This window comes from Roseburia faecis (genome assembly GCF_001406815.1).
Classification (GTDB): domain Bacteria; phylum Bacillota; class Clostridia; order Lachnospirales; family Lachnospiraceae; genus Roseburia; species Roseburia faecis.
The window spans coordinates 85895-110324 of sequence record NZ_CVRR01000048.1 but is presented as its reverse complement, the minus strand read 5'-3'; the positions used below and the strand labels follow the sequence as shown (position 1 = coordinate 110324).

The following is a 24430-nucleotide window of genomic DNA, read 5'->3' as shown; positions in this document are numbered from 1 at the left end:
CCCTCCTTATGCTCTCGTGCTGGCATAAAATGCCTCAATCTGTGCCTGCTCTGCATTCAGACCTTTTTCTTCCATCTGAACGATTGCCATCTGCATACGGTTATAATCATATGGGATGACTTTCTTAAACTTCGGCAGATACTCACTGAAGTGATCGAGAATTTCCTTACCTTTTTCCGAATTGGTCAGTGTAACATGTTCTTTGATCATTTCTTTGAGCTCTAATACGTCATATTTATTGGTGACTTCCTCACTGAATACCATAGACTTGTTGGTACGCATGTACAGATCGTTGTCCTCATCCAGTACATAAGCGATACCACCGCTCATACCTGCGGCAAAGTTCTTTCCGGTTTTACCAAGGATAACAACACGACCGCCCGTCATATACTCACATCCATGATCGCCGACACCCTCAACAACAGCAGTAGCTCCGGAATTTCTGACACAGAAACGTTCTCCTGCCACACCATTGATGAATGCCTTACCGCTTGTCGCACCGTACAGTGCTACGTTACCGATAATGATGTTCTCATCCTTTTTGAAGTTTACTCCTGCCGGTGGATAAACGATCAGCTTTCCGCCGGAAAGTCCCTTTCCGAAATAATCGTTGGAATCTCCCACCAGTTCGAGTGTCAGTCCCTTTGGAATAAAGGCACCAAAACTCTGTCCGCCGGCTCCGCTGCATTTAATAATGAAAGTATCCTCATCGAGTGTATCGTCGTACTTCTTTGTAATCTCTGATCCGAAGATTGTTCCAAGCGAACGGTTTACGTTTGTTACTTCGGTATCGATCATACGCTTCTGCTTCTTATCAAGTGCCGGCTTTAACTGTTTTAAGAACTCCGTGATATCTTTGGTCTTATCCAGTTCGAAATCATATACCTGCTTCGGATCAAAAATAACCTTCTGCTTTGTTCCTGCAAACGGATTATTTAAGATATTGCTCAGGTCAAGCTTTGCTTCACGCTCGGACAGATCTCCGCGAACCTTTAAGAAATCGCTTCGTCCGACGAGTTCATCCACTGTGCGGACACCAAGTTTTGCCATGTACTCCCGAAGTTCTTCTGCGATAAAGCGCATGAAGTTCTCAACATACTCCGGTTTTCCTGCGAAACGCTTACGAAGCTCCGGATTCTGGGTTGCAATACCTGCCGGACAGGTATCCAGATTACATACACGCATCATGACACAGCCCATGGTTACCAGCGGAGCGGTTGCAAAACCAAACTCTTCCGCGCCAAGACATGCAGCAATGGCCACGTCTTTACCACTCATCAGCTTTCCGTCTGTCTCAATTCTTACTTTATTACGCAGTCCGTTCATAATCAGTGTCTGATGCGTCTCTGCCAGACCAAGTTCCCACGGAAGACCTGCGTTGTGGATGGAACTGCTTGGCGCAGCACCTGTACCACCGTCATATCCGGAGATCAGGACAACCTGTGCACCGGCTTTTGCAACACCGGCTGCTACGGTACCGACACCTGCCTCGGAAACCAGTTTTACGGAAATTCTTGCATCGCGGTTTGCATTCTTTAAGTCAAAGATCAGCTGTTCAAGATCCTCGATGGAATAAATATCGTGATGTGGTGGCGGGGAGATCAAAGATACACCCGGTGTGGAAAGTCTTGTCCTGGCAATCCATGGATATACTTTCTTACCCGGAAGATGTCCACCTTCACCAGGCTTTGCTCCCTGTGCCATTTTGATCTGGATCTCCTGCGCACTGGTCAGATAACGGCTGGTAACACCGAAACGTCCGGATGCAACCTGTTTGATTGCGGAACAACGGTTCTTTCCGTCCGGTCCGACGGTCAGACGATCCTTGTCCTCACCACCTTCACCGGTGTTTGACTTACCGTGTAAGTGATTCATGGCAATGGCAAGTGTCTCATGTGCTTCCTTCGAAATAGAACCGTAAGACATCGCTCCGGTCTTAAAACGTGTCACAATAGAATCTACGCTTTCCACTTCCTCAAGCTTCACACCCTTCTTCGGGTACTCAAAATCCATCAGTCCACGCAGGTTCGTATGCTTTTCTTCTTCATCTACCAGACTCGTATACTGCTTGAACATCTCATAGTCCCCACGTTTGGTAGACTGCTGCAGCAGATGGATGGTAGCCGGATTGTACAGATGCGCATCGGCTCCGCTTCTCATCTTGTGGCGCCCCTTGCTGTCAAGGGTTACATCGGTTTCAAGTCCCAGCGGATCATAGGCTGCGGAATGAAGCGTATTGACATCATTCTCGATATCCTTGATGGAAATTCCGCCGATGCGGCTGACCGTATTGGTGAAATACTTGTCAATGACATCTTTATCAATACCAAGTGCCTCAAAAATCTTGGAACCCTGATACGACTGGATCGTAGAAATACCCATCTTGGCTGCAATCTTTACAATACCGGTGATAATTGCATGGTTATAATCATCAACTGCGGCATAATAATCTTTGTCTAACATGTGCTCGTCGATCAGCTGTTTTACGGTATCCAGTGCCAGGTATGGGTTAATTGCACTCGCACCAAAACCAAGCAGTGTTGCAAAATGATGTACCTCACGCGGCTCTCCGGATTCGAGAATCAGGGAAAGGGAAGTACGTTTCTTTGTCTTTACCAGATACTGCTGCAATGCAGATACGGCAAGCAGGGAAGGAATTGCCACATGGTTATCATCCACGCCTCTGTCGGAAAGGATCAGGATATTGGCTCCGTCTCTGTATGCACGGTCCGCCTCAATAAAGAGACGATCTACGGCTTTCTCAAGACTGGTATTCTTATAATAAATAATCGGAATGGTTTCTACCTTAAATCCGTCTACTTTCATATTGCGGATTTTCATCAGGTCTGTGTTGGTCAGAATCGGATTGTTGATCCGAAGTACTTTACAGTTCTCCGGCTTTTCCTCTAAGAGGTTTCCGGCAGATCCGATATACACCGTCGTAGAAGTAACAACCTCCTCACGGATGGAATCAATTGGCGGGTTGGTTACCTGTGCAAACAGCTGCTTAAAATAGTTAAACAGCGGCTCACGGTTTCCGGACAGCGCCGCAAGCGGTGTATCCGTACCCATTGCTGCGGTACCCTCAATGCCGTTCTTTGCCATCGGCAGGATGGAATCCTTTAAGGACTCATACGTGTAACCGAATGCCCTTTGCATTCTCTGGCGTTCTTCCTGTGTGTATTCCGGCACACGCTCATTCGGGATTTTTAAATCCTTTAACATGACGATGTTGCTGTCAAGCCACTCACCATACGGACGCTTATCCGCATATCTTTCTTTTAACTCATCGTCATCGATCACACGGCCCTGCACGGTATCTACAAGAAGCATTTTACCAGGGCGCAGACGGTCTTTTGTCACGATATGGGTCGGATCAATATCGAGAACTCCGACCTCGGAAGAAAGAATCAGATAATCATCGTCTGTAATGTAATAACGGGATGGACGCAGACCGTTACGGTCAAGAACCGCTCCCATCATATCTCCATCGGAGAACAGGATGGATGCAGGCCCGTCCCAAGGCTCCATCATAGTTGCATAATACTGATAGAAATCTTTCTTTTTCTGTGTCATCACGGCGTTGTTTGCCCATGGCTCCGGAATCATGATCATGACTGCCAGTGGCAGATCCATGCCACTCATCACCAAAAACTCCAACGTATTGTCCAGCATTGCGGAGTCAGATCCTTCGGTGTTGACAACCGGAAGTACCTTCTGGAATTCCCCGCGCAGCTTGCCGGATGCCATCGTCTCTTCCCGGGCAAGCATCTTGTCTGCATTACCACGGATGGTGTTGATCTCACCGTTATGTACAATAAAACGGTTTGGATGTGCTCTCTCCCAGCTTGGATTTGTGTTGGTAGAAAAACGGGAATGTACGGTTGCAATTGCAGACTCATAATCCTTATCCTGCAAATCGGAGAAGAACTGACGCAGCTGCTCTACAAGGAACATTCCTTTATATACGATCGTTCTGCTCGAAAGAGAAGCAACGTAGCTGTCATCGTTGGACTGCTCGAATACACGGCGTGCCACATACAGCTTGCGGTCAAAATCAAGTCCCTTCTCCACATCTTCCGGTCTTTTGATGAACGCCTGCATGATGCATGGCATACATCCTCTGGCCTTGTCGGAAAGCTTGTCCGGATGAATCGGTACCTGTCTCCATCCGAGGAATTCCATTCCTTCCTTCTCGACAATTACCTCAAACATCTTCTTTGCCTGATTGGTCTTTAACTCATCCTGTGGGAAGAAAAACATTCCGACGCCGTAATCTCTCTCTTCTCCCAGCTTAATTCCAAGCGGCTCTGTCGCTTTCTTAAAGAACTTATGGGAAATCTGAAGAAGAATACCAACACCATCTCCGGTCTTTCCGTCGGCATCTTTTCCGGCTCTATGCTTTAAGTTCTCAACAATTTTCAAGGCATTTTCCACGGTCTGGTGGGTCTTGATACCTTTGATGTTTACCACAGCACCAATTCCGCAGTTATCATGTTCGAAACTCGGATCATATAATCCTTTGGCGGTTGCTGTGCTCTCATTCCATTGCTCTTTCATAGAACTATCCTTTCGTTGTAAATCATTCATGAGTTGCTTTTTCTTAACTGATTCTCATTTTACTCCTATAATCGCCGCTTGTAAATCATTTTTTTCGTTCTATTGTCTGATAATTTGTCTATTATTTATCTATCGCAGTATTGTCAGATAATATCTTGTTTTTTCTTTTATATTAACCGTTTTTCAAACAATAAAGCGGTCATATTCATGAAATATTTTTTCATAAATATGACCGCTTTTTCTGTTTTTATTAAGTTGTTTTTATTTTACAAACAATTTATATCTGAAATTCATTCACCGTCTGCTGCAATGTTCCGATGCTGTCCAAAACCTTTTCCCATAACTTTTCCTCCTTGGTATTTTTATATTTTAACACTACTGCACTTTAACGCGATAAACAAGTAAAAAGAAAAAAGGCATCTGATTTTTTCCAAATCAGACACCTTGAAAACACCCTATCCCTGCTGGTCAATCGCCTGTCCTGTCCGGTAATAGGTAAAATCAGCAGTAACCAGAACTCTTTGATTCTCATCCATAAGTTTCACGGTATATACGCCGATCCGTCCTCCCTGTCTTTGTACTTCTGCCTCACCGTACACATAGCCGGTATCTTTCACAGCCTCCAGATAATTCATTTTCCCGTCAATCGTTGTAACATAATTGCCATAGGTGGATGCCGCCAAACCAGCAAGCGTATCAGCAAGCGCATACGCACATCCGCCATGCATTCCACCGTAAATATTCGTAAAATGCTCATCCATGCGCATTCTTCCGTAAGCATAGCCTTCCCGCACTTCCAGCAGTTCCATTCCCAGAAGCTGTGCAAATGGATTTTTCTCCAAAAGCCGGTTCAGCTTCTGTGGTGTCAGTTCCTGTGGCTGCTGTGACTGTTGTACTGCCTTTTGTTCTGTTGTTTTCGTTGCAGAAATATGTTTGTGTTTCTTACTCATGTTTTCTTCCTTTATTACCGTTTTTGTCAAATTTTGCAAGATAGGGTTTATGAACTTTATTGTCACGCGTCAAATTATAGTTCCTACATTTAATGTTGCTCCTTTTCTTCATCACTTATATTACTAATCTTTTCATCCACAATTCATATTAGGGTTATGCTTAGGGTTATTCATATAAAAACAATGAGTTTTGTTGATTTCTGATCCAATCATAAATATTACTTTCATCTTTGCCTAGGTCTTTTAATTCAACATACTTCATAAAATCTGTCTTATCTCCAACTGTCAGCATATAAATATAATAAAAGACATTATCCCTATATTTTCTCAAAAGTGAATATGCATCTGCAAAATTAGCGTTCAGGCAGCAATATCGAATACTTTCTGCCGTTCTACTTACAGAATCAAGAATCTGATTTCCACTGATAACTCCGACTTTATGTAAAACTATGTTATCTCTGCCATATGCTAAGAAACTCATTTCATACATGAAATTTCTTGTTTCCTCTAGCAATGTATTCAACTCTTGGAAGGAACTATTTTCCTTAATGACACTTCTATTTATTTCAAAGTCATCTGGTATTTCAAGCATATGCACTCCTTAATCACTCTCAGCAACCCCAAACTTATTTACAAAATCCTCATAACCATTTACCCAATCAAACTTCGTATCATCGGATACTGCTTTAAAATGAAGTTCTCCGCAATGAATCTTGCTTTTTCCACATCAGTCAGGTCAGCCCATTATTACCTTCAGCAAGGACATTATCAGCAAATAATCCATTTGCTAACTGCACCTTACGCAAATTTTCCAACAATCTGCTACCAACAACAATGTCATTGTTTCTGACAGGATCACCCTCACCAAATTTGCGTGTTCGTGACGGCCTGTAAATTCCATCAACATGTCTTGATAACCCTCTGAACAATTCCACTGTAGAATGAATCGCCTGTATCTGATAATCCAGATCATCCTCAAATTGAAATATAATACGCTTAGGCATTTGGCTCTCCTCCTGCTTCCTCTTCTGCATCTTTTTGTTGCAAATAAAAAATAGCCTTTTGTGTCTCTATTTCCTCACGCAATTCTTCTTCTGTCGGCAAATACAATTTGTACTTACTTGCAAATAGCTGTTCATTTCCATGTAATATAGAATACCTTGCAATATCTTCATCCGTTTCCGAACATAATACAATTCCAAGTGTTGGATTATCATCTGGCGCTTTTTTTAATTCATCATACATACGAATATACATGTCCATTTGCCCAACATCTTGATGCGTAATCCTCTCTGTCTTCAAATCAATTAATACAAAACATTTCAAAATATAATTATAAAACACCAAATCAATATAATAATCTTGTTTCTCAGTGTGGATGTGTTGCTGTCTCGCAACAAACGCATATCCTTTTCCCATTTCCATCAGAAATTTCTGCAGATTTGTTATAATACTTGACTCAAGTTTTGTCTCGTTAAAAGATGCATCTGGCGTTAATCCCAAAAACTCCACTACTACAGGATTTTTTATAAATTCAAGCTTATCATTTTGATATGAGGATGTCTTTTCTCTCATTTCAGCTTCTACAGCTTTTTATCCTGTGATTGAAGCATACGATAATAATATTGGCTATCAATATTTCTCTGTAAAGTACGAACACTCCATGTCTGCTCATAGGCTTCTTTCTCATACCATTTGCGAGCTGTTTCATCATGCACTTGAAGAAGAGTACGATAATGTGACCATGTGAGTCTAATATCAGATTGTCGACACGCTGTGTCGACAATCTGTGGAAAAGCCTTGTAGAATCTTAAACAGTGATATAAATTACTCCTGTCATATCCCTTTCCATATTTTTGAGTCAGGTACCTTGATAAATTTTTAATAATTTCTACACCATATTCAGCCCGTTCTTCTCCAGCTAATTCTTCCACTGCTATTCGATATCCAATCAACCAATTTCTTTGTGATAATATTGTATTTACTGAACGATAAGCTTCTTTTTGTGATACTTCTATAATAGTTTGAACATCATTTAGTATGTTGTCTGTTTTATGAAAATTATCCATAATAACATTATTTACACTATTCATAACTTCATTCATCTGCCTGCCTCCTTACGGCAGATTATACATCTCTGCCATATTTTCTATATAAATTCCACTGTATATGTAGGTTTGCTAGCTCCTGCATTCTTTTCAATAAGAGCTTTCAGTTTTCTGAATGTCTCATCCTTTAAAGAAATATCATCTTTAAATGTCGAATCTCTGAAAATAAATTTAATTGGCAATGGGTCAAGCTTTGCAAGTTTTGAAACTAAATCCTCTGTGATTGTTATTTCCAAGCATACCAAATAACTGCTTGCATAGAGATATGTACGACTCCCAATATCGGATAACTGCTCTAATGTTTCTGAAAGTGCTACATCACGCTGACGAAGCATCAATTCATATACGATATCTATGTCGTTGGCACCTGGCATGAAGTCAACAAGGTCTGGTGCATACTCAAGCTGATTAACATTGATCTGTCCCATATCCATGATGGAATTCCACTTTATATTGGTATCGGCAGTTCTAAATACTTTAAATCCAATATCGATGTCTGCATCTGGATGGTCTGATCTGATTTTATCTCCTGCTCTACGGATACGTTCTTTACCTATTTCACATATATTTTTATAACCGGCTTTGCTCGCTGTACCGTTATCATCCGTTAATTCCAGTATTTGTGTTACTATAAATTTACAATTACTTTAATAATATTAACTATTGCATCCTTCTTGTTCTGGAGAACTTCATTAATTTTCTGTATCATCTGCTCATTGGAATTTATCGCATTCATATATCAGCCAACTCCTTGCTGAACACTTTCTCTAGCTGTGTTCTTATTGATTATCTCAAAATAGGTGTCCAATAATCTGTACTTTCATCTATGTTCTCTCAAATTTTGTACTTAATATTAGTTATAAAAACTTAAGGTTAATTATATCACAAAACGCTAACCATTTCATCAATATTATGGAGTTGTCTGTTCTTCTTTAAGCTGTCTTATACTAATTTTCTCAAAAAATTTCATGGGCTATACAATTATTCACCAGACTGCGAAAAAAAGCAAAAAATCAGAGCCAGCCTTTCAGCTGACTCTGATCCACTCCAAGCAATATTACAATTTATTTTGATAATTCTCTAACTGGTGGAAAATACCAACTACATTTATCTGCTAATACCTATAGCAAAACGAACATCATAAACCGGACAGATCAGTTTTCATCCTGCATTTTTGCAAGTTTCTTCGCCTGGTCCGCCGCGATACATGCATCGATAATCTCCTGGATATCTCCGTCAAGAATCTTGTCCAGCTTGTATAATGTCAGGTTGATGCGGTGATCCGTCACACGTCCCTGTGGGAAATTATAAGTACGGATCTTCTCCGAACGGTCTCCGGTTCCGATCTGGCTGCGTCGTTCCTCAGACTCTGCATCCTGCTTCTTCTGCAGTTCGAGATCATACAGCTTGGTGCGCAGCAGTGCAAACGCTTTCTCCTTGTTCTGGATCTGTGATTTTTCGGTCTGACTGTAAATCACGATACCGGTCGGATAATGCGTCAGACGCACAGCAGAGTCCGTCGTATTGACACACTGTCCACCATTTCCGGACGCTCTCATAACGTCGATACGGATGTCTTTGTCGTCAATATGCACTTCCACATCCTCAGCCTCCGGCATAACTGCAACACTGCAGGTTGATGTCTGAATACGTCCCTGGGATTCTGTCTCCGGCACACGCTGTACACGGTGCACACCGGATTCGTATTTCAGTACGGAATATGCGCCTGCTCCAGTCACCATAAAGTTGACCGATTTCATGCCTCCGATTCCAGTTTCATCCGCCTCAAGTGTCTCCACTTTCCAGCCACGACGCTCTGCGTAGTGTACATACATACGGTAAATTTCAGCCGCAAAAAGCGCAGCTTCCTCTCCACCGGCACCTGCACGAATCTCCACAATAACGTTCTTGTCGTCGTTCGGGTCTTTTGGCAGAAGCAGAATCTTTAATTTCTGTTCCAGCTCTCCCAAACGGCTCTTTGCCTCATTTAATTCTTCCTTTGCCAGTTCGCGCATTTCCTCATCGGATTCCTCATCAAGAATTGCAAGGGAATCCTCTATTGTCTGCTTACATGCCTTGTATTCCTTGTAGGCATCCACGATTGGCTGCAGATCACTCTGCTCTTTCATCAGTTTACGAAAGCGGTTCGGATCGTTTGCCACATCCGGCTCGCTCAATGTATTCATTAACTCCTCATAATGATGAAGTAAATCCTCTAATTTATCAAACATAATCTATCCTCTCTTTTCACATAGGTGTTTGTGTCCGCAGACCACACGGTCATTTCGCGCAAGATCTTTTTTCACGCAGACGTCCTCAAATCCGGCCTCTTTCATCATAGATGATACCGCCCATCCCTGGTCATATCCGATCTCAAACAGCAGATACCCTCCATCGGTCAGATAATCCGGGCTTTCCTGGATGATCTTCCGGTAGAAGAACAGACCATCTTCTTTTCCGTCCAGTGCCTCATGCGGTTCAAATTCCGACACCTCCGGCATCAGAAACGGAATTTCATCGCTGCGGATGTATGGTGGATTTGACACAATCACATCAAACGTTTCATCCGCAACATCCTCAAACAGATTGCTTCTCTCGAAAATGGCAGGAACATCATTTAATTTTGCATTTTCCTTTGCAACATTGATCGCCTGTTTGGAAATATCATATCCATATCCCCCGGTACCGTGTACATTTTTCAAAATACTGATCAGCACACATCCGGAACCTGTACACATATCCAGCACCTTCATCCCCGGTTTTACAACCTTCAGTGCTTCCTCCACCAGGGTTTCCGTATCCTGTCGCGGAATCAGCACATTGGAATTCACATGAAATGTCATCCCCATGAATTCCTGTTCCCCGGTGATATACTGAAGAGGCACTCGCTCTGCCCTCTTTTTAATCAGCACTTCAAATTCATGCTGCAGTTCCTCCGGCATCTCTTCGTCAATATGCATATAATAGTAAGTGTGGTCAATTTTACATGCCATGGTCAAAAGCAGCCATGCATCATTTCTGGCATCTGCAATGCCAGCCTCACACAGGCTTTTTTCTCCCGAAACAATTGCTTCCCTATAGGTCATACATTCTCTTCCTTCTGCCACTTTCTCCAGTCAAACACAGCTTCCACCGAAGCGATTCCCACTTCGATCATCTCATCATCCGGCTCTTTTGTTGTCATCTTCTGCATCCAGAGTCCCGGTTTGCTCAGTATATTCACCAACCAGTTATCATATCTTCCCGCCAAACGGATAAACTCATAAGATACTCCGGCGATCACCGGAATAAGAAGAAGTCTGAGCACCAGCTGCAAAATACGCGAATCCACACGGATAAACAAAAAGAACACGATAGATATCAGCATTACAATCAACAGGAAACTGGTACCGCAGCGCTTGTGCTGCCGGGAACTTTTCCGGACATTTTCCACATTCAGTTCCATTCCGTGTTCGATGCAATTGATGCATTTATGTTCCGCTCCGTGGTACATAAACACTCTCTTAATATCAGGTGTCAGGGAAATCAGCGCAATATATCCGATAAAAATCGCCAGACGGATCAGTCCCTCCAGCAACGCAATCACCGTATCCGATGCAATAACTTTATGAAAGATCCCGGACAGAAAATATGGCAGGAAAAAGAAAAGTCCCAGCGCAAAAACAACGGAAAATGCAACGGTTCCGCCCATCATTGCCTTCTCCTGCTTTTTTTCTTTCTCTTCCTGCGCCTTTCGTTCCTCCTGCGTCATGGCTTCTTTTTTCTTTTTTTCATCCTCATCGTCTTCAAAAAAGGAAGCCGAATACATGAGTGTCTGCATGCCAAGGATCAGTGATTCTATAAAATTAATGACACCACGGATGAATGGCAGACGCCGCAGTTTTTTATTTTTAATCGTTTCTTTAAATGTAGAAACTTTTACATCAATGGTGTGATCCGGCTTGCGAACGGCAACCGCATAACGGTCTTCGTTTTTCATCATGACACCTTCCATGACTGCCTGCCCGCCAACTCCTGAATATTTCATATTTCCCCCTGTAAGAGAAAAAGGTTGAGGCAATACACAGCCTCAACCTTTTTACGTGACTTATCAATTCTATTTCATGCCATACTTCTTGTTGAACTGTTCGATACGTCCACGAGCCTGGTTAGCCTTCTGCTGTCCAGTATAGAATGGATGACACTTAGAACAGATTTCTACGTGGATCTCCGGCTTTGTAGAACCTGTAACGAATGTGTTTCCACAGTTGCAGGTAACGGTTGCCTGATAATAATCTGGATGGATTCCTTCTCTCATGATTTTCACCTCTTTATATTCTTATCGTTTTCTGTAATCAGTCTTCCGGCTGATTCTGGTTTCTGTCACACTCTTTATACCCGTATGCCCGATCCGCATATGATACTTGTTACAAGAGCGACACTTTCGTCCGTTTACATCCCGATAAACAGCTTAATTATTGTAACATAGCGTCCATGCAAATGCAATAGAAATTTAAAGAATTCTGTTTTTTCTTACAAGATTGATAAAATCAGCATTTGTACGCGTGTGTGCAAACATATTTAAAATATTCTCCACAGCCTCATCCGACCGCATGCCGTTTAATGCCCGGCGCATATTCTCCACGCCCTCACGCTCCTGCGGATCAAGCAGCAGATCGTCTCTTCGCGTGCCGGACTTTACAATATCCACCGCCGGGAAAATTCTCTTTTCGGAAAGTTTCCGGTCAAGAACAAGTTCCATGTTACCGGTTCCCTTAAATTCCTCAAATACCACGTCATCCATCTTGCTTCCGGTATCGACCAGTGCCGTGGCAAGAATGGTCAGGCTTCCGCCTTCTCTCATATTCCGGGCTGCACCAAAAAATCGTTTCGGCATGTGCAGTGCCGCCGGATCAAGACCACCGGAAAGTGTACGGCCGCTCGGCGTACAGGTCAGGTTGTAGGCACGTGCCAGACGTGTGATACTGTCGAGGAGAATCATCACATCCTTTTTATGTTCCACCAGACGTTTTGCACGCTCGATTACCATTTCCGATACCCGCTTATGGTGTTCTGCGGTCTCATCGAAAGTGGAATAAATGACCTCTACATTTTCTCCCTCAATTGCCTCTTTAATATCGGTTACTTCCTCCGGCCGCTCGTCAATCAGCAGAATGATCAGATGCATCTCCGGGTTATTTTCCTTTACCGACTTTGCGACTTCCTTTAAAAGCGTTGTCTTACCTGCTTTCGGTGGGGATACAATCATACCACGCTGCCCTTTACCGATCGGGGAAACAATATCCATCACACGCATTGCAACCGAACCGCCGGGACGTTCCATGCGCAGACGCACATTCGGAAAAATCGGGGTCAGATCCTCAAAGTTTGTCCGCTTCTGTGCTTCCGAAGGATGATATCCGTTTACCGAAGTCACATACAAAAGGGCGGAAAATTTCTCCCGCTCGGATTTCACTTTGGTATTTCCACAGACAATATCTCCTGTCTTTAGATTAAATCTGCGGATCTGGGACGGCGCCACATAAACGTCATGTTCCCCCGGCAGATAGTTTTCACAGCGGATAAAACCGAATCCGTCTGCCATAACCTCCAGAATACCGCTCGCTGTATTTCCACTGTCGAGGCTGACGATATCTTCTTTGATCGCAGCACTGTCATTATCCTCCTGTGCCTTATAGATCTGTTCCTGTGATGCATGTGCTCCATGTTCTGCATGCATGCTTTCTCCATGCTCCGGATGGCTGTGATCCTCCGTATGGGACGAATGCTCTTCTCTTCGCGGTTTTGGTGTATGCTTTCTTCCTTCCTGTCCGGAAGCTGTCCGCGCTGTATATACCGTCTTTGCCTTCGGCGCTGCCTCTTTTTCCCGCTCATCTTCCTGCAGCATCCGATCAATCAGTTCTCCCTTTTTCATTGTTGAGATTCCTTTGAGTCCGCGTGCCTTCGCCAGGTCTTTTAACACAACCAAAGAAAGACTCTCATATTTTTCCCTCATTCCATCTGCTCCTTCTTAAAAATATAGACTTGTTTCGTACCGTAAATCATTTCATAAATTACACTTATTTGCATGGGATATCAGTCAGAAACGACTATGAATCATTTCAAATATTATCTAATGCAGCTATTATACACTATTTCCTGTAAAATAGGAAGTCTTTTTTTTCATGCGCAAGAATGGTATTGTGAATAAGTATGAGTATGTAAAGGAGAAAATTACTATGGATAATAAAGAAAAGGCACTTTTATGCCACAAAGAATGGAACGGAAAACTCGAAACCGTTGCAAAATCAAAAGTAAAAACCCGCGAGGATCTCGCGATTGCATACACTCCGGGTGTTGCAGAACCATGCAAAGTAATTGCGGAAGATAAAACTGCTGCCTACACATACACCTGGAAAGCCAACACGGTTGCCGTTGTTTCCGACGGAAGCGCCGTTCTCGGCCTTGGAAATATCGGTCCTTATGCCGCTATGCCGGTCATGGAAGGAAAATGTGTATTATTCAAAGAATTTGGAAATGTTAACGCTGTACCGATCTGTCTGGACACCCAGGACACCGAAGAGATCATTCAGGCTGTGAAAAATATAGCTCCCGGATTCGGCGGTATCAATCTGGAAGACATCTCCGCTCCGCGTTGTTTCGAAATCGAGGAACGTCTGAAAGAAATGCTTGATATCCCGGTATTTCATGATGACCAGCACGGAACCGCCATCGTTGTTTTGGCCGGTATCATCAATGGTCTGCGTGTGACCGGCAAGAAAAAAGAAGACTGCCGCGTTGTGGTAAACGGTGCAGGATCTGCCGGTGTGGCAATCACCAAACTTCTTCTGACTTACGGTTTCAAACACGTGACCATGTGTGACCGTGAAGGAATCATCGGAAAAGATTATCCGAACTTAAACTGGATGCAGAAAAAAATGACAGAGGTTACCAATCTCGAAAATGCCTCCGGAACGCTGGCAGACGCACTGCGCGGTGCGGATATCTTTGTCGGTGTCTCTGCGCCAAACATTGTCACTCCGGAAATGGTTTCTTCCATGAACAAAGATGCCATCCTGTTTGCCATGGCAAATCCGGTGCCGGAGATCATGCCGGATGTGGCCAAAGCTGCCGGAGCAAAAGTTGTCGGAACCGGACGGAGCGATTTCCCAAATCAGGTAAACAACGTGATCGCTTTCCCTGGTATTTTCCGCGGTGCATTGGAGGCACATGCCACCCAGATCACAGAAGAAATGAAACTTGCAGCAGCAGAAGCACTTGCAGCCCTAGTTTCTGACGAGGAATTAAATGAAGATTTCATTATGCCGGAAGCATTTGATCCACGTGTGGCAGAAGTTGTAAGTGAAGCAGTCAAGTCTCATGTCCGCTAATCGCTACTATTCTCTGAACGATTACTGTAAAGAGGTCTTCGGGGAAAAAGTGTACCGTCTCAGTCTAAGCGGTGGGATGACGTGTCCCAACCGCGACGGAACACTCTCTTACGGAGGATGTGCATTCTGCAGTGCCGGAGGCTCCGGTGATTTTGCCGCGGATGCATTTCTGCCGGTTTCTGAACAGTTCATACAGGCCAGACAGAAAATCGCCGCCAAAACACACTGCCAGAAATTCATTGCGTATTTCCAGTCATTTACCAACACCTATGCCCCCGTTGACGTTTTGCGTCAGCTCTATTCCGAGGCAATGGCACCGGAAGAAATCGTTGCACTTTCCATAGGAACCAGAAGTGACTGCCTTCCTCCGGAAACCTTAGAACTCCTCTCCGATCTCAATCAGGAAAAACCCATATGGATAGAGCTTGGTCTGCAGAGCATCCATGCAAAGACGCTGTCTGCCATGAACACGCATACCACGGTTGCACAGTTTGATGCCGCTGTATCCAAACTTCATGCCCTTGGAATCTCCGTGATCGCACATGTTATTTTAGGATTTCCCGGTGAAACAAAAGAAATGATGAAAGATACCGTCCGGCATGTCGCCGCACTTCCGGTTTCGGGAATCAAGCTGCAGCTTCTGCATGTCCTGCGTGGCACTGCACTGGCAGAACAGTATCAGCTTCATCCGTTTCCCATGATGGAACTTGATGAATACAGCGATTTTGTGATCGACTGCCTGGAACTTCTTCCCCCGGACATGGTCGTTCACCGTCTGACGGGAGATGGTCCCCGCAGTCTATTACTCGCCCCTTCCTGGAGCACAGACAAAAAACGCATTTTAAACACCATTCATCGCCGTCTCAAAGAACGCAATACCAGACAAGGAGAACATTTTTATGGCTGAACCATTTACAATCTATAAACTTACGATCTTATATATGCTGAGCAAAGCAGGGTTTCCGCTTTCCAACACCCAGATTTCCAATTTCTTTCTGGAACAGGAATACACAGACTATTTCCGTGTACAGGAAGTAATCGGGGATCTGGTCGATGCCAATTTAATCCACGCAGAGTCCACGCACAGCAACACACAGTACTCTCTGACTTCTGCGGGAAAAGAAACACTTGGATTTTTCAAAGATAAATTAAATGATGGAATTGAAAATGATGTTCAGGGATTTTTTGAAAAGAATAAATTAGAATTCCGACAGGAAAATTCCATTCTGGCAGATTACTATAAGACAACCAATCAGAAATACGCAGTACGCTGTCAGGTACGGTCTGACGGCAATCCTCTGATCGACCTGACGCTTTGCGTAACTACAAAAGAACAGGCAGAAGCCATCTGCAATAACTGGAAAAAGAAAAGTGAAGATGTATATGCTGTACTGATGGACACGCTGCTGCAATAAGCCGCGTGTCATTTTTTCTTTTTCTGTACGCTGTATCCAAATTTGCCGAGTTTTTTCCCCAGAGCAAAATATTCTCCGTGAGAATACATGATAAGCCCGGTTCCGTTGATGTCAAATTTTCCTGTTTCATCCAGATACGCATCATCCACCGTCACGCCAAGTACTTCCGCCACAAACATCGTATGACTGCCAAGCGGATGGCTCTCCACCACCCTGCAGGCAATATTTACAGGACTTTCCGCAATTGCCGGAGCTTTCACATGCTCCACCGGAACCGGTGTAAGTCCTGTTTTTTTAAATTTATCCACATCTCTTCCGCTGACCACGCCACAGTAATCACAGGCCTTTGCCAGTTTTTCGTTGGTCAGATTAATCACAAATTCTCCGGTTTTCTCTATGATCTCATAAGAATAACGGGATGGGCGGACGGAAATGGAAACCATCGGCGGATTGGTGCAGACGGTTCCTGCCCATGCCACGGTAATAATGTTTGGCCGATGATTCTGATCCGCCACACTGACCATCACAGCCGGCACCGGATTTAACATATTTCCCGCTTTCCAACTCTGTTTTCCCATTTTTCCACTCCTTTTGCCTGTTCCTGTTATTTATAATCCTGTTATAATTTCAGATCCGTATTTTCCCGGATAATATCCGCGATCAGTTCACGCTCATCCATATGATGCTTCACACCCTTGATCTCCTGGTAATCTTCGTGCCCTTTTCCTGCAAGGACGATGATATCGCCATCCTCGGCATGTTCCATGCAATACCTGATGGCTTCTTTCCGATCCGGTATCGTCACATATGCGCCATCGGCTTTGTGTACCCCGACCAGAATATCGTTGATGATATCCATTGGTTCTTCATTTCTTGGATTATCCGATGTGACAACCGTCAGATCTGCCAGTTTTGAAGATACCTCTCCCATCTCATAACGGCGGGATTTTGCACGGTTTCCTCCGCATCCGAACAGGCAGACCAGTCTGCCCGGCTCATACTCTTTCAAGGTCGTTAACAGACTCTCCAGTGCCATGGCATTGTGTGCATAGTCAATCATCAGCGTATATCTCTTTGTTACCGGTACAATCTCAATTCTTCCCTTGACACTTACATGAAGCATCGCCTTTTTGATTTCTTCAACACTGACACCAAAATGATGACAGATTGCAATGGCGGTCAGGGAATTATACACCGAAAATTTTCCCGGCACATTGACTTCCACATCAAAATCCATGGAACCTCCCACATGATATTTTACACCAAGTGCCCCATGCTCCTTTTTTAACTCTACCTTCTGCGCAATCAGATCATTTTCTGCTCCATACCCAAACGTCTCAACCGTACAGGTATGTCCCTGTAAAATGCCCTGCAGATGCTCGCTGTCCCCATTAAAAATTCCATGCCTGCACTGCTGGAACAAAAGACTCTTGCAGTGCATATAATCTGCAAAATCCTTGTGCTCATTTTCTCCGATATGATCCGGTTCAAGATTGGTAAACACGCCGATATCAAACACAAATCCGGATACGCGGTGAAGCATCAGCGCCTGGGAAGAGACTTCCATCACAACAGCATCGAGTCCCGCATCTACCATTTTTGCAAAAAGCTCCTGCACCCGGTAAGATTCCGGTGTCGTATTTGCAGAAGGAATACGCTCAGAACCAACAATCGATTCGATCGTGCCGATCAGTCCGGTTTTGATCCCCGCAGACTCTAGAATCGAACGAACCATATAGGTTGTCGTTGTTTTTCCTTTTGTTCCGGTAATACCGATCGTCTTTAATTTTTTTGCCGGATGCCCAAAATACGCCGCAGACATGCAGGCAAGTGCCAGACGGCTGTCCTCTACCTTGATATATGTAATTCCATCGATCGGCGTTACATCCTTTTCTACGACAATGGCCGCTGCTCCCTTTGCTGCCACATCCGGAATAAACTCATGTGCATCACGCACACTTCCGCTGATGCACACAAACACAGAACCTTTTTCAACCTTGCGGGAATCATATACCAGAGTCGTAATCTCTGTCTCCTCGCTTCCCGCCAGTATCTCATATTCCATTTCGTTGATAAGTTCTTTAATTTTCATTTAATTTTCCTCCCAAATTCCATGAAACACTTCTGTCGCTGGTCCGGTCATATAAATATGATTGTTATCCGGATCATACTCGATGGTCAGATCTCCGCCCCGCAGATGCACCAGAACTTTATTTTCTGTCTTATGATTTAAGATACATGCCATAACCGTGGCACAGGTTCCGGTACCACAGGCAAGCGTCTCCGCAGATCCGCGTTCCCACACCCGCATGGATGCTTCCGTCGGAGAAATAACGTGTACGAACTCTGTGTTGGTCCGTTTTGGAAACCGTGGATGATGTTCAAACTCCGGACCGTATTTTTCCAGTTCAAAATGTTCGGTGTCCTCCACAAAAATTACCGCATGTGGATTCCCCATCGACACGCAGGTCATCTTCCACTCTCTGCCCTCTACTTCAATCGGCTCATCTACCACCTGTTCTCCCGATGCATCTACAGGAATTAAATCCGGTTTTAATATTGGTTCTCCCATATCCACACGAACCAGCGAAACCTTGCCATCCGCAACCGTCAGCTGCAACGTTTTTACCCCGGCTCCGGTTTCAATCGTAATCTCTTTCTTATCCGTCATTTTATGATCATATACATATTTTGCGACACAGCGGATTCCGTTTCCACACATCTCCGCCTCCGAGCCATCCGCATTGTAAATCCGCATCCTGAAATCCGCGATATCCGATGGGCCAATAGTGATCAGGCCATCCGATCCGATTCCAAAATGGCGGTCACTCACTGCAATTGATACCTTTGCAGGATCTGCTATCTTTTCCTCAAACAAATTGACATATACATAATCATTTCCGCACCCATGCATTTTTGTAAACTTCATATTTCTACACTCCTTTTTTCTTTTCCATCCTGTCGATTCAGAGCTTCTATTCTAAGTATACCCGCACGATCCGTCTTCTAAAACAACTACAGTGCTTTTTATATTGCAAATTGTGTGGAAACATAGTACACTGAATCTAATTAATATTTACAGGAGATTTATGCAATGTCAGAACTCTCACATTATGAAAAAACAGGATATCTTCATGACGATTTTAAGATTTTTCACTTAAAAGATACCTCTATGCGCCCGATTGACTTTCATTACCACGATTTTCATAAAATTCTGATCTTTCGCAAAGGAAATATTTCTTACAATGTGGAAGGACGTACCTATGATCTGATACCGGGGGATATCGTATTCGTTCCCGCAGGTACGGTCCACCGTCCGGTTCTGCACAGTTCTGAAATTTATGAGCGCATCATCATCTATATTTCCAGACACTACCTGGATGCCTGTCATGATTCCGACGATCTCTCACTCTGCTTAAAAGAAGCTCATCAGAAAAAATCGCATGTACTGCGTATTCCGGCACTGAAGACAACACAGATTGCAAGAATTATCCACGATCTGGAACAATCTCTGGATTCCAGAGAATACGCAAACGAACTTTATCATAAACTTCTTTTTCTGGAGCTGATGGTGCAGTTAAACCGTGCAGCTCTCTCCAACCGCATTGAATATCTTTCTACCACAGCCTCAAATCATAAAATGATCCATGTGATAGATTATTTAAATGCACATTTAACAGATGACATCACCATCGACTTTCTTGCCGAACATTTCTATCTGAGCCGGTATCATCTCATGCATGCCTTCAAGGAAGAAACCGGTTATACGATCGGAAACTATCTGACCACGAAGCGCCTTTTGCTGGCAAGAGATCAGATCGCCCAGGGGGAATCCATCACCACCGCATGTTATGCCTGTGGTTTTCACAATTATTCCACCTTTTCCCGGGCATACCGCAAACATTTTGGCTGTTCTCCCAGAGAACAGCGCAATTGATCTGTCTGCCTGTTACATTTTGCGCTCTGCAAGGGTGTTGATCAGCGCAGGAATCAGCTGTTTCTTTCTGGATACCACATTTTCCAGCATAATCCCCTGATCGGAAGGCTCGCAATTATAAGCTGCCGCAACCAGCTGCGATGCATCCGCACCGCGATAAATCAGATAAGTAGACTCATTTAAGATATCCGTCAGCATGACAAAAATCATCTGGATCTGTTTTTCTCCCATCATCTGTTCCAGTTTCGGCTCAATACGTTCCTGCACCTTATCCAGTTCGGTGCGTCCCATCGCGCTGATCTGCGCCACGCCAAAACTCACATCCTCGGCATGGAAAATTTTAAAATCCTGATTTAAAATTTCTTCTTCTGTTTTATTATCAAAATTGCTTCCCGCCTGAAACATTGCTGAGGCAAGCTCCTCGACCTTAACCTCTGCAATCTCTGCCAGCCGGAGTGCTGCTTCCCTGTCTATCTGTGTACAGGTCGGTGAGCGGAACATCAGCGTGTCAGATAAAATGGCTGCACACATCAGTCCTGCCATCTGCGAGGTGATCGTAATTCCCTTTTCCAGATACATCTGATAAATGATGGTGGATGTACATCCAAGCGGCTGATTGCGGAAATACACCGGAGACATGGTCTCAAGGCTGCCCAGCCGGTGATGATCGATAATCTCTAAAATTTCCGCCTCATCGATATTGGATACTGCCTGTGATTTTTCATTGTGGTCCACAAGGATCAGTTTCTTTTTCTCTGCTTTCATCAAATTTCTGCGGGAAAACATACCCACATAGTTCTGGTTTTCATCGAGAACCGGGAAATCCCGATGCCGTATATTGGCTACGGTCTCTCTTACCTCATCCACGTAATCATCCAGATCAAAATGAATGATTCCATTTTTTGTCATAAAATGCTTGATCGGCATACTCTGGTTGATCAGACGGGCCGCGGTAAACGTATCGTACGGTGTACTGATCAGAACGACTTCGCGTTCCTTTGCCGCCTCGATCACTTCCTGACTGATTTCATATCCGTTAGTGACAATCATGCAGCTGCAGTTTGATGCAATGGAAAGCATCTGCGACTCTTCCCCGTCCCCGATCATAACCAAGTCATCCTTGTCTATGGCAGAAGTCACTCCTTCCGGTGTACCGATTCCGATTACCACCTTGCCGTGAACAAAATACGCATGTTCATTTCCTGTCAGCAGCTGTCCGTCCAGCGTCTCTACAATATTCTTGTACTGGGTACGTGCGGTAGAAAGGATGGTATTATCATATACATCCATGTAGGATTTTGCAATATCTCCTGTTACAATCAGTCCTTCCAGCTTATTTTCCCGCACCACCGGAAGCGTAACAACCCCGAGGATCTTCATCATCTCCCATGCCTTTTTCATAGAGATATGACTGTTTACTCCCTCTGTACGGCGTATCTGAATATCCTTGATCTGTGTTCCGACATCCGAAATCATTGCCGGGGCCTCTGCATGAAACCTTTCCAGAACATACGCCGTCTCCGCATTTACAGATCCGGCTCTCTTTGCAATATAGGTCATTCCCGTAGCTGTTTTGGGATTCTTTTTTTCTATTTCATTTTTCAGGTTTGCATAAGAAATCGCTGCACATATGGAATCTGTATCCGGATGCTTATGTCCTACAACCCAAACTTTCTTTTTTGCCATATCAGATTCTCCTATTCACATTTCTCTTTTCGAATTGTTCTATCTCTTTTTTGAGACAAAAAATGCAATCCTCATTCTTTTGAGAATTGCATATCCTTATTCTAAAACGCAATCACGCCCACACTAACCAGCAGGACCAAAAGTAACACCACCAGATTCACGATTCCAAGTATCATTCCCGTCAGGGAAAAAATACGGACCGGATGCATTCTGCTTTCCATAACGGTAAGCTTGTCCAGGCGTTCATCCATGCTGCGGAACAGATCCGAAATATTTCGGTAGCATTTTACATTTTCTGTATGTACTTTCTCGGAGATTTCTGTTTTTGCCGTGGTCAGCTGTTCTTCGATCTGCGCAAGAGAATCTTTCAGTTCCTTTGCTTTTTCTTCATTTAAGCGTTTGCCGTCTGCCACATCTTCCTTCATGGAAACTTCGATTTCTTCCATCTTGGCAGACACTTTGCCGATCAGACGATCAATCTGCTTTTCCACTTCCGCAGTGAATCCATCTGCTTTTTTCTGACGCTCCTCGAGAATCTGCCCCAGAGCATCTGCTTTCTCCTGACGTTCATCCACTAACGTCTGCAGTTCCTGTGCCTCCGTCTCTCTGGAATCAAGCAATGACTGTAACTGCTTGGCGCGTTCTCTGAATTCATCAATCTGGCTAAGTAAGAAATCTTCCCTGCTCACAACATTAACTTTCCTTTCCTGTACTTCGGGCTGTATTTCCGTGTCCGGCTTTGTCTCTTTTGTCTTCTGCGAAAAAACCTCCTGCGGTTTTTCCTGAGCAGATGCACGCATCCGTTCTTCATATGCAGCTTTCCGACGATTGTGCGCAATCTGTCTGCGCAGCTCCAACAATAATCCAGACATTTTTTCCTCCGCTGTATCAGTTCCTCTGTTTATTGTATCATTCTCCCACGTATTTGTAAACAAAAAAGACTGCCAGCATGACGGTACTGGCAGTCCTTCTCCTTTTATAATATTCAGATCTTAAGCGATTCCGTTTACTAATTTTGCTAAACGGGAAACTTTACGAGCTGCGTTGTTCTTGTGATATACACCCTTAGAGCAGGCACTCTCGATAACTGAAGAAGCATCCTTATATGCAGCCTCTGCAGCAGCCTTATCCTTTGCAGCAACAGCAGCCTCTACCTTCTTGATTGAAGTCTTAACTTCAGAACGGATTGCTTTATTTCTTGCAGTCTTTGTCTCTGTAACTAAAATTCTCTTCTTAGCAGATTTAATGTTAGCCAATCTGTACACCTCCATATCAAACTGTAATTTGTTTCCTGCGGTGAAACAGACACGGACGCTTCATCGCAAACATACTAGAATATAATATGTCAAGCTGTCCCTTCTGTCAAGATGTAATTGAAAAAAAGTTGTAAAAGCCTGCCAATATGTATATAATGTAGACATGAAAACGATTGATAACGACATCAAAACAGGACAATTCAAACAGATTTATCTGTTATACGGAGAAGAACAGTATCTGATCCGCCAGTACCGGGACAAATTAAAGCATGCACTGGCAGCCGATGATGATACCATGAACTTTTCTGCTTTCTCCGGCAGCGACATCAACCAGAAAGAGATCATCGATCTGGCAGAGACACTGCCTTTTTTTGCCGACCGCAGACTCATTCTAATCGAAGACAGCGGTCTGTTTAAAAAAAGTGCCGAAGAACTTGCCGATTACATGTCTTTCATTCCGGAAACCACTTATTTTGTCTTTGCGGAAAAAGAAATAGACAAGAAAACAAAGATGTACAAGCAGGTGAAAAAAAACGGAAGCATCGTGGAATTTCCGCGTCAGAATGAGACGACTCTCTCCCGCTGGATCGAGGGAAGAATCCGCAGAAACGGAAAAAATATTACAAGAGATGCCTATGCGCTCTTTATCCGTAAAACCGGTGATGACATGGAAAATATCGACAAAGAGCTGGAAAAACTTCTCTGCTACACGCTGGAAAAGGACTACATCGATATCTCCGATGTAAACGCCATCACCACCGAACAGACTGAGAATAAAATCTTTGACATGATTGACGCAGTGGCACTGCACCAGCAGAAAAAGGCACTGGATCTTTATTATGATCTTCTTGCCCTCAAAGAAGCCCCAATGCGTATTCTTTTTCTGCTTTCCAGCCAGTTTCAGCGTCTGATGATTGTCAAATCCATGACCAATCAGGGATTTGGCAACAAAGAAATTGCTTCAAAAGCCGGCTGCCCGGAGTGGGCGGTCCGCAAATACCAGTCGCAGAGCCGTGCCTTTTCCATGGATCAGCTCAAACAGGCAATCCGCGATGGTGTGGAATACGAAACTTCAGTAAAGACCGGACATATGAATGACCAGATGGCTGTTGAACTGTTTCTGGTACAGTACAGTGCCGGAAAATAAT

At 43.9% G+C, this 24430-nt stretch carries 23 protein-coding genes; 5 read left to right on the top strand and 18 right to left on the bottom strand.

What is annotated here, in order from left to right:
• Positions 1 to 6: 6 nt before the first annotated feature.
• From gltB to rho, 12 genes are all read right to left on the bottom strand, one after another.
• Complete coding sequence (gltB, locus tag M72_RS12935; RefSeq protein WP_022045342.1) at positions 7 to 4560, bottom strand: glutamate synthase large subunit; 4554 nt, start codon at positions 4558 to 4560, stop codon at positions 7 to 9.
• Positions 4561 to 5015: 455 nt separating this feature from the next.
• The gene (locus tag M72_RS12930) at positions 5016 to 5510 is read right to left on the bottom strand and encodes a PaaI family thioesterase (RefSeq protein ID WP_082413919.1); all 495 of its coding nucleotides are present in this window, start codon (positions 5508 to 5510) and stop codon (positions 5016 to 5018) included.
• A 166-nt stretch (positions 5511 to 5676) separates the two neighbouring features.
• Positions 5677 to 6102, bottom strand: a complete 426-nt coding sequence (locus tag M72_RS12925) for a hypothetical protein (protein WP_055068506.1) — start codon at positions 6100 to 6102, stop codon at positions 5677 to 5679.
• A gap of 139 nt (positions 6103 to 6241) precedes the next feature.
• Positions 6242 to 6514, bottom strand: a complete 273-nt coding sequence (locus M72_RS12920) for a hypothetical protein (protein WP_055068505.1) — start codon at positions 6512 to 6514, stop codon at positions 6242 to 6244.
• Entirely contained in the window at positions 6507 to 7085 is a 579-nt protein-coding gene (locus tag M72_RS17985) for a PDDEXK nuclease domain-containing protein (protein ID WP_330378255.1), read from the bottom strand. Before M72_RS17985 ends, M72_RS12920 begins: the two co-directional genes overlap by 8 nt.
• Positions 7086 to 7093: 8 nt before the next feature.
• On the bottom strand, positions 7094 to 7615 hold the full coding sequence (locus M72_RS17980) for a DUF1016 N-terminal domain-containing protein (RefSeq protein WP_330378254.1): 522 nt from the start codon (positions 7613 to 7615) through the stop codon (positions 7094 to 7096).
• A gap of 44 nt (positions 7616 to 7659) precedes the next feature.
• Positions 7660 to 8052, bottom strand: coding sequence for a hypothetical protein (locus M72_RS12910; protein ID WP_055068504.1), 393 nt, complete (start codon positions 8050 to 8052; stop codon positions 7660 to 7662).
• Between the two features lie 720 nt (positions 8053 to 8772).
• Positions 8773 to 9849 (bottom strand): peptide chain release factor 1, encoded by a 1077-nt coding sequence (gene prfA / locus M72_RS12905; RefSeq protein ID WP_055068503.1) that lies wholly within the window; start codon positions 9847 to 9849, stop codon positions 8773 to 8775.
• Positions 9850 to 9852: 3 nt separating this feature from the next.
• Positions 9853 to 10704 (bottom strand): peptide chain release factor N(5)-glutamine methyltransferase, encoded by an 852-nt coding sequence (prmC, locus tag M72_RS12900; protein WP_055068502.1) that lies wholly within the window; start codon positions 10702 to 10704, stop codon positions 9853 to 9855.
• Positions 10701 to 11645: a DUF1385 domain-containing protein gene (locus M72_RS12895; protein WP_055068501.1), complete on the bottom strand. Its 945-nt coding sequence runs from the start codon at positions 11643 to 11645 to the stop codon at positions 10701 to 10703. Before M72_RS12895 ends, prmC begins: the two co-directional genes overlap by 4 nt.
• A 69-nt stretch (positions 11646 to 11714) precedes the next feature.
• On the bottom strand, positions 11715 to 11915 hold the full coding sequence (rpmE, locus tag M72_RS12890) for a 50S ribosomal protein L31 (RefSeq protein ID WP_015516145.1): 201 nt from the start codon (positions 11913 to 11915) through the stop codon (positions 11715 to 11717).
• 195 nt (positions 11916 to 12110) lie between these two features.
• Positions 12111 to 13613: a transcription termination factor Rho gene (gene rho / locus M72_RS12885; protein ID WP_022046429.1), complete on the bottom strand. Its 1503-nt coding sequence runs from the start codon at positions 13611 to 13613 to the stop codon at positions 12111 to 12113.
• Positions 13614 to 13836: 223 nt separating this feature from the next.
• On the opposite strand from rho, the gene M72_RS12880 reads away from it, so the two are divergent.
• The 3 genes from M72_RS12880 to M72_RS12870 are packed head-to-tail and all read left to right on the top strand — an operon-like array spanning position 13837 to position 16403.
• A complete protein-coding gene (locus M72_RS12880) occupies positions 13837 to 14988 on the top strand; it encodes an NAD(P)-dependent malic enzyme (protein WP_055068552.1) in 1152 nt (383 codons plus the stop codon).
• A complete protein-coding gene (gene mnmL / locus M72_RS12875) occupies positions 14978 to 15895 on the top strand; it encodes a tRNA modification radical SAM protein MnmL/YtqA (RefSeq protein ID WP_055068500.1) in 918 nt (305 codons plus the stop codon). The genes M72_RS12880 and mnmL overlap by 11 nt, the downstream gene beginning before the upstream one ends.
• Positions 15888 to 16403: a DUF4364 family protein gene (locus M72_RS12870; protein ID WP_022046426.1), complete on the top strand. Its 516-nt coding sequence runs from the start codon at positions 15888 to 15890 to the stop codon at positions 16401 to 16403. The genes mnmL and M72_RS12870 overlap by 8 nt, the downstream gene beginning before the upstream one ends.
• An 8-nt stretch (positions 16404 to 16411) precedes the next feature.
• Here M72_RS12870 and M72_RS12865 read toward each other — a convergent pair whose 3' ends face one another.
• From M72_RS12865 to dapF, 3 genes are read right to left on the bottom strand one after another with little or no spacing between them, the layout of a single operon-like run.
• Entirely contained in the window at positions 16412 to 16981 is a 570-nt protein-coding gene (locus tag M72_RS12865) for a flavin reductase family protein (RefSeq protein ID WP_055068499.1), read from the bottom strand.
• 41 nt (positions 16982 to 17022) lie between these two features.
• Positions 17023 to 18495, bottom strand: a complete 1473-nt coding sequence (locus M72_RS12860; RefSeq protein ID WP_055068498.1) for a UDP-N-acetylmuramoyl-L-alanyl-D-glutamate--2,6-diaminopimelate ligase — start codon at positions 18493 to 18495, stop codon at positions 17023 to 17025.
• The gene (gene dapF / locus M72_RS12855; protein WP_022046423.1) at positions 18496 to 19332 is read right to left on the bottom strand and encodes a diaminopimelate epimerase; all 837 of its coding nucleotides are present in this window, start codon (positions 19330 to 19332) and stop codon (positions 18496 to 18498) included. It lies immediately after the preceding gene.
• Between the two features lie 165 nt (positions 19333 to 19497).
• Here dapF and M72_RS12850 point away from each other — a divergent pair, with 165 nt between their 5' ends.
• Complete coding sequence (locus tag M72_RS12850; RefSeq protein WP_055068497.1) at positions 19498 to 20340, top strand: AraC family transcriptional regulator; 843 nt, start codon at positions 19498 to 19500, stop codon at positions 20338 to 20340.
• A gap of 12 nt (positions 20341 to 20352) precedes the next feature.
• Here the strand turns inward: M72_RS12850 and M72_RS12845 are convergent, their stop codons facing one another.
• From M72_RS12845 to rpsT, 3 genes are all read right to left on the bottom strand, one after another.
• A complete protein-coding gene (locus M72_RS12845) occupies positions 20353 to 22026 on the bottom strand; it encodes a putative manganese-dependent inorganic diphosphatase (protein ID WP_055068496.1) in 1674 nt (557 codons plus the stop codon).
• A gap of 101 nt (positions 22027 to 22127) precedes the next feature.
• Complete coding sequence (locus M72_RS12840) at positions 22128 to 22898, bottom strand: hypothetical protein (RefSeq protein WP_141652743.1); 771 nt, start codon at positions 22896 to 22898, stop codon at positions 22128 to 22130.
• A 120-nt stretch (positions 22899 to 23018) separates the two neighbouring features.
• The gene (gene rpsT / locus M72_RS12835) at positions 23019 to 23282 is read right to left on the bottom strand and encodes a 30S ribosomal protein S20 (protein WP_022046419.1); all 264 of its coding nucleotides are present in this window, start codon (positions 23280 to 23282) and stop codon (positions 23019 to 23021) included.
• Between the two features lie 163 nt (positions 23283 to 23445).
• On the opposite strand from rpsT, the gene holA reads away from it, so the two are divergent.
• Positions 23446 to 24429, top strand: coding sequence for a DNA polymerase III subunit delta (gene holA / locus M72_RS12830; protein ID WP_055068494.1), 984 nt, complete (start codon positions 23446 to 23448; stop codon positions 24427 to 24429).
• Position 24430: the final 1 nt, after the last annotated feature.

Excerpts from the sequence above, each read along its gene's own strand:
- gltB (WP_022045342.1), bottom strand. The coding sequence starts at position 4,560 with ATGAAAGAGCAATGGAATGAGAGCACAGCAACCGCCAAAGGATTATAT.
- M72_RS12930 (WP_082413919.1), bottom strand. The coding sequence starts at position 5,510 with ATGAGTAAGAAACACAAACATATTTCTGCAACGAAAACAACAGAACAA.
- M72_RS12925 (WP_055068506.1), bottom strand. The coding sequence starts at position 6,102 with ATGCTTGAAATACCAGATGACTTTGAAATAAATAGAAGTGTCATTAAG.
- M72_RS12920 (WP_055068505.1), bottom strand. The coding sequence starts at position 6,514 with ATGCCTAAGCGTATTATATTTCAATTTGAGGATGATCTGGATTATCAG.
- M72_RS17985 (WP_330378255.1), bottom strand. The coding sequence starts at position 7,085 with ATGAGAGAAAAGACATCCTCATATCAAAATGATAAGCTTGAATTTATA.
- M72_RS17980 (WP_330378254.1), bottom strand. The coding sequence starts at position 7,615 with ATGAATGAAGTTATGAATAGTGTAAATAATGTTATTATGGATAATTTT.
- M72_RS12910 (WP_055068504.1), bottom strand. The coding sequence starts at position 8,052 with ATGGATATGGGACAGATCAATGTTAATCAGCTTGAGTATGCACCAGAC.
- prfA (WP_055068503.1), bottom strand. The coding sequence starts at position 9,849 with ATGTTTGATAAATTAGAGGATTTACTTCATCATTATGAGGAGTTAATG.
- prmC (WP_055068502.1), bottom strand. The coding sequence starts at position 10,704 with ATGACCTATAGGGAAGCAATTGTTTCGGGAGAAAAAAGCCTGTGTGAG.
- M72_RS12895 (WP_055068501.1), bottom strand. The coding sequence starts at position 11,645 with ATGAAATATTCAGGAGTTGGCGGGCAGGCAGTCATGGAAGGTGTCATG.
- rpmE (WP_015516145.1), bottom strand. The coding sequence starts at position 11,915 with ATGAGAGAAGGAATCCATCCAGATTATTATCAGGCAACCGTTACCTGC.
- rho (WP_022046429.1), bottom strand. The coding sequence starts at position 13,613 with ATGAGGGAAAAATATGAGAGTCTTTCTTTGGTTGTGTTAAAAGACCTG.
- M72_RS12880 (WP_055068552.1), top strand. The coding sequence starts at position 13,837 with ATGGATAATAAAGAAAAGGCACTTTTATGCCACAAAGAATGGAACGGA.
- mnmL (WP_055068500.1), top strand. The coding sequence starts at position 14,978 with ATGTCCGCTAATCGCTACTATTCTCTGAACGATTACTGTAAAGAGGTC.
- M72_RS12870 (WP_022046426.1), top strand. The coding sequence starts at position 15,888 with ATGGCTGAACCATTTACAATCTATAAACTTACGATCTTATATATGCTG.
- M72_RS12865 (WP_055068499.1), bottom strand. The coding sequence starts at position 16,981 with ATGGGAAAACAGAGTTGGAAAGCGGGAAATATGTTAAATCCGGTGCCG.
- M72_RS12860 (WP_055068498.1), bottom strand. The coding sequence starts at position 18,495 with ATGAAAATTAAAGAACTTATCAACGAAATGGAATATGAGATACTGGCG.
- dapF (WP_022046423.1), bottom strand. The coding sequence starts at position 19,332 with ATGAAGTTTACAAAAATGCATGGGTGCGGAAATGATTATGTATATGTC.
- M72_RS12850 (WP_055068497.1), top strand. The coding sequence starts at position 19,498 with ATGTCAGAACTCTCACATTATGAAAAAACAGGATATCTTCATGACGAT.
- M72_RS12845 (WP_055068496.1), bottom strand. The coding sequence starts at position 22,026 with ATGGCAAAAAAGAAAGTTTGGGTTGTAGGACATAAGCATCCGGATACA.
- M72_RS12840 (WP_141652743.1), bottom strand. The coding sequence starts at position 22,898 with ATGTCTGGATTATTGTTGGAGCTGCGCAGACAGATTGCGCACAATCGT.
- holA (WP_055068494.1), top strand. The coding sequence starts at position 23,446 with ATGAAAACGATTGATAACGACATCAAAACAGGACAATTCAAACAGATT.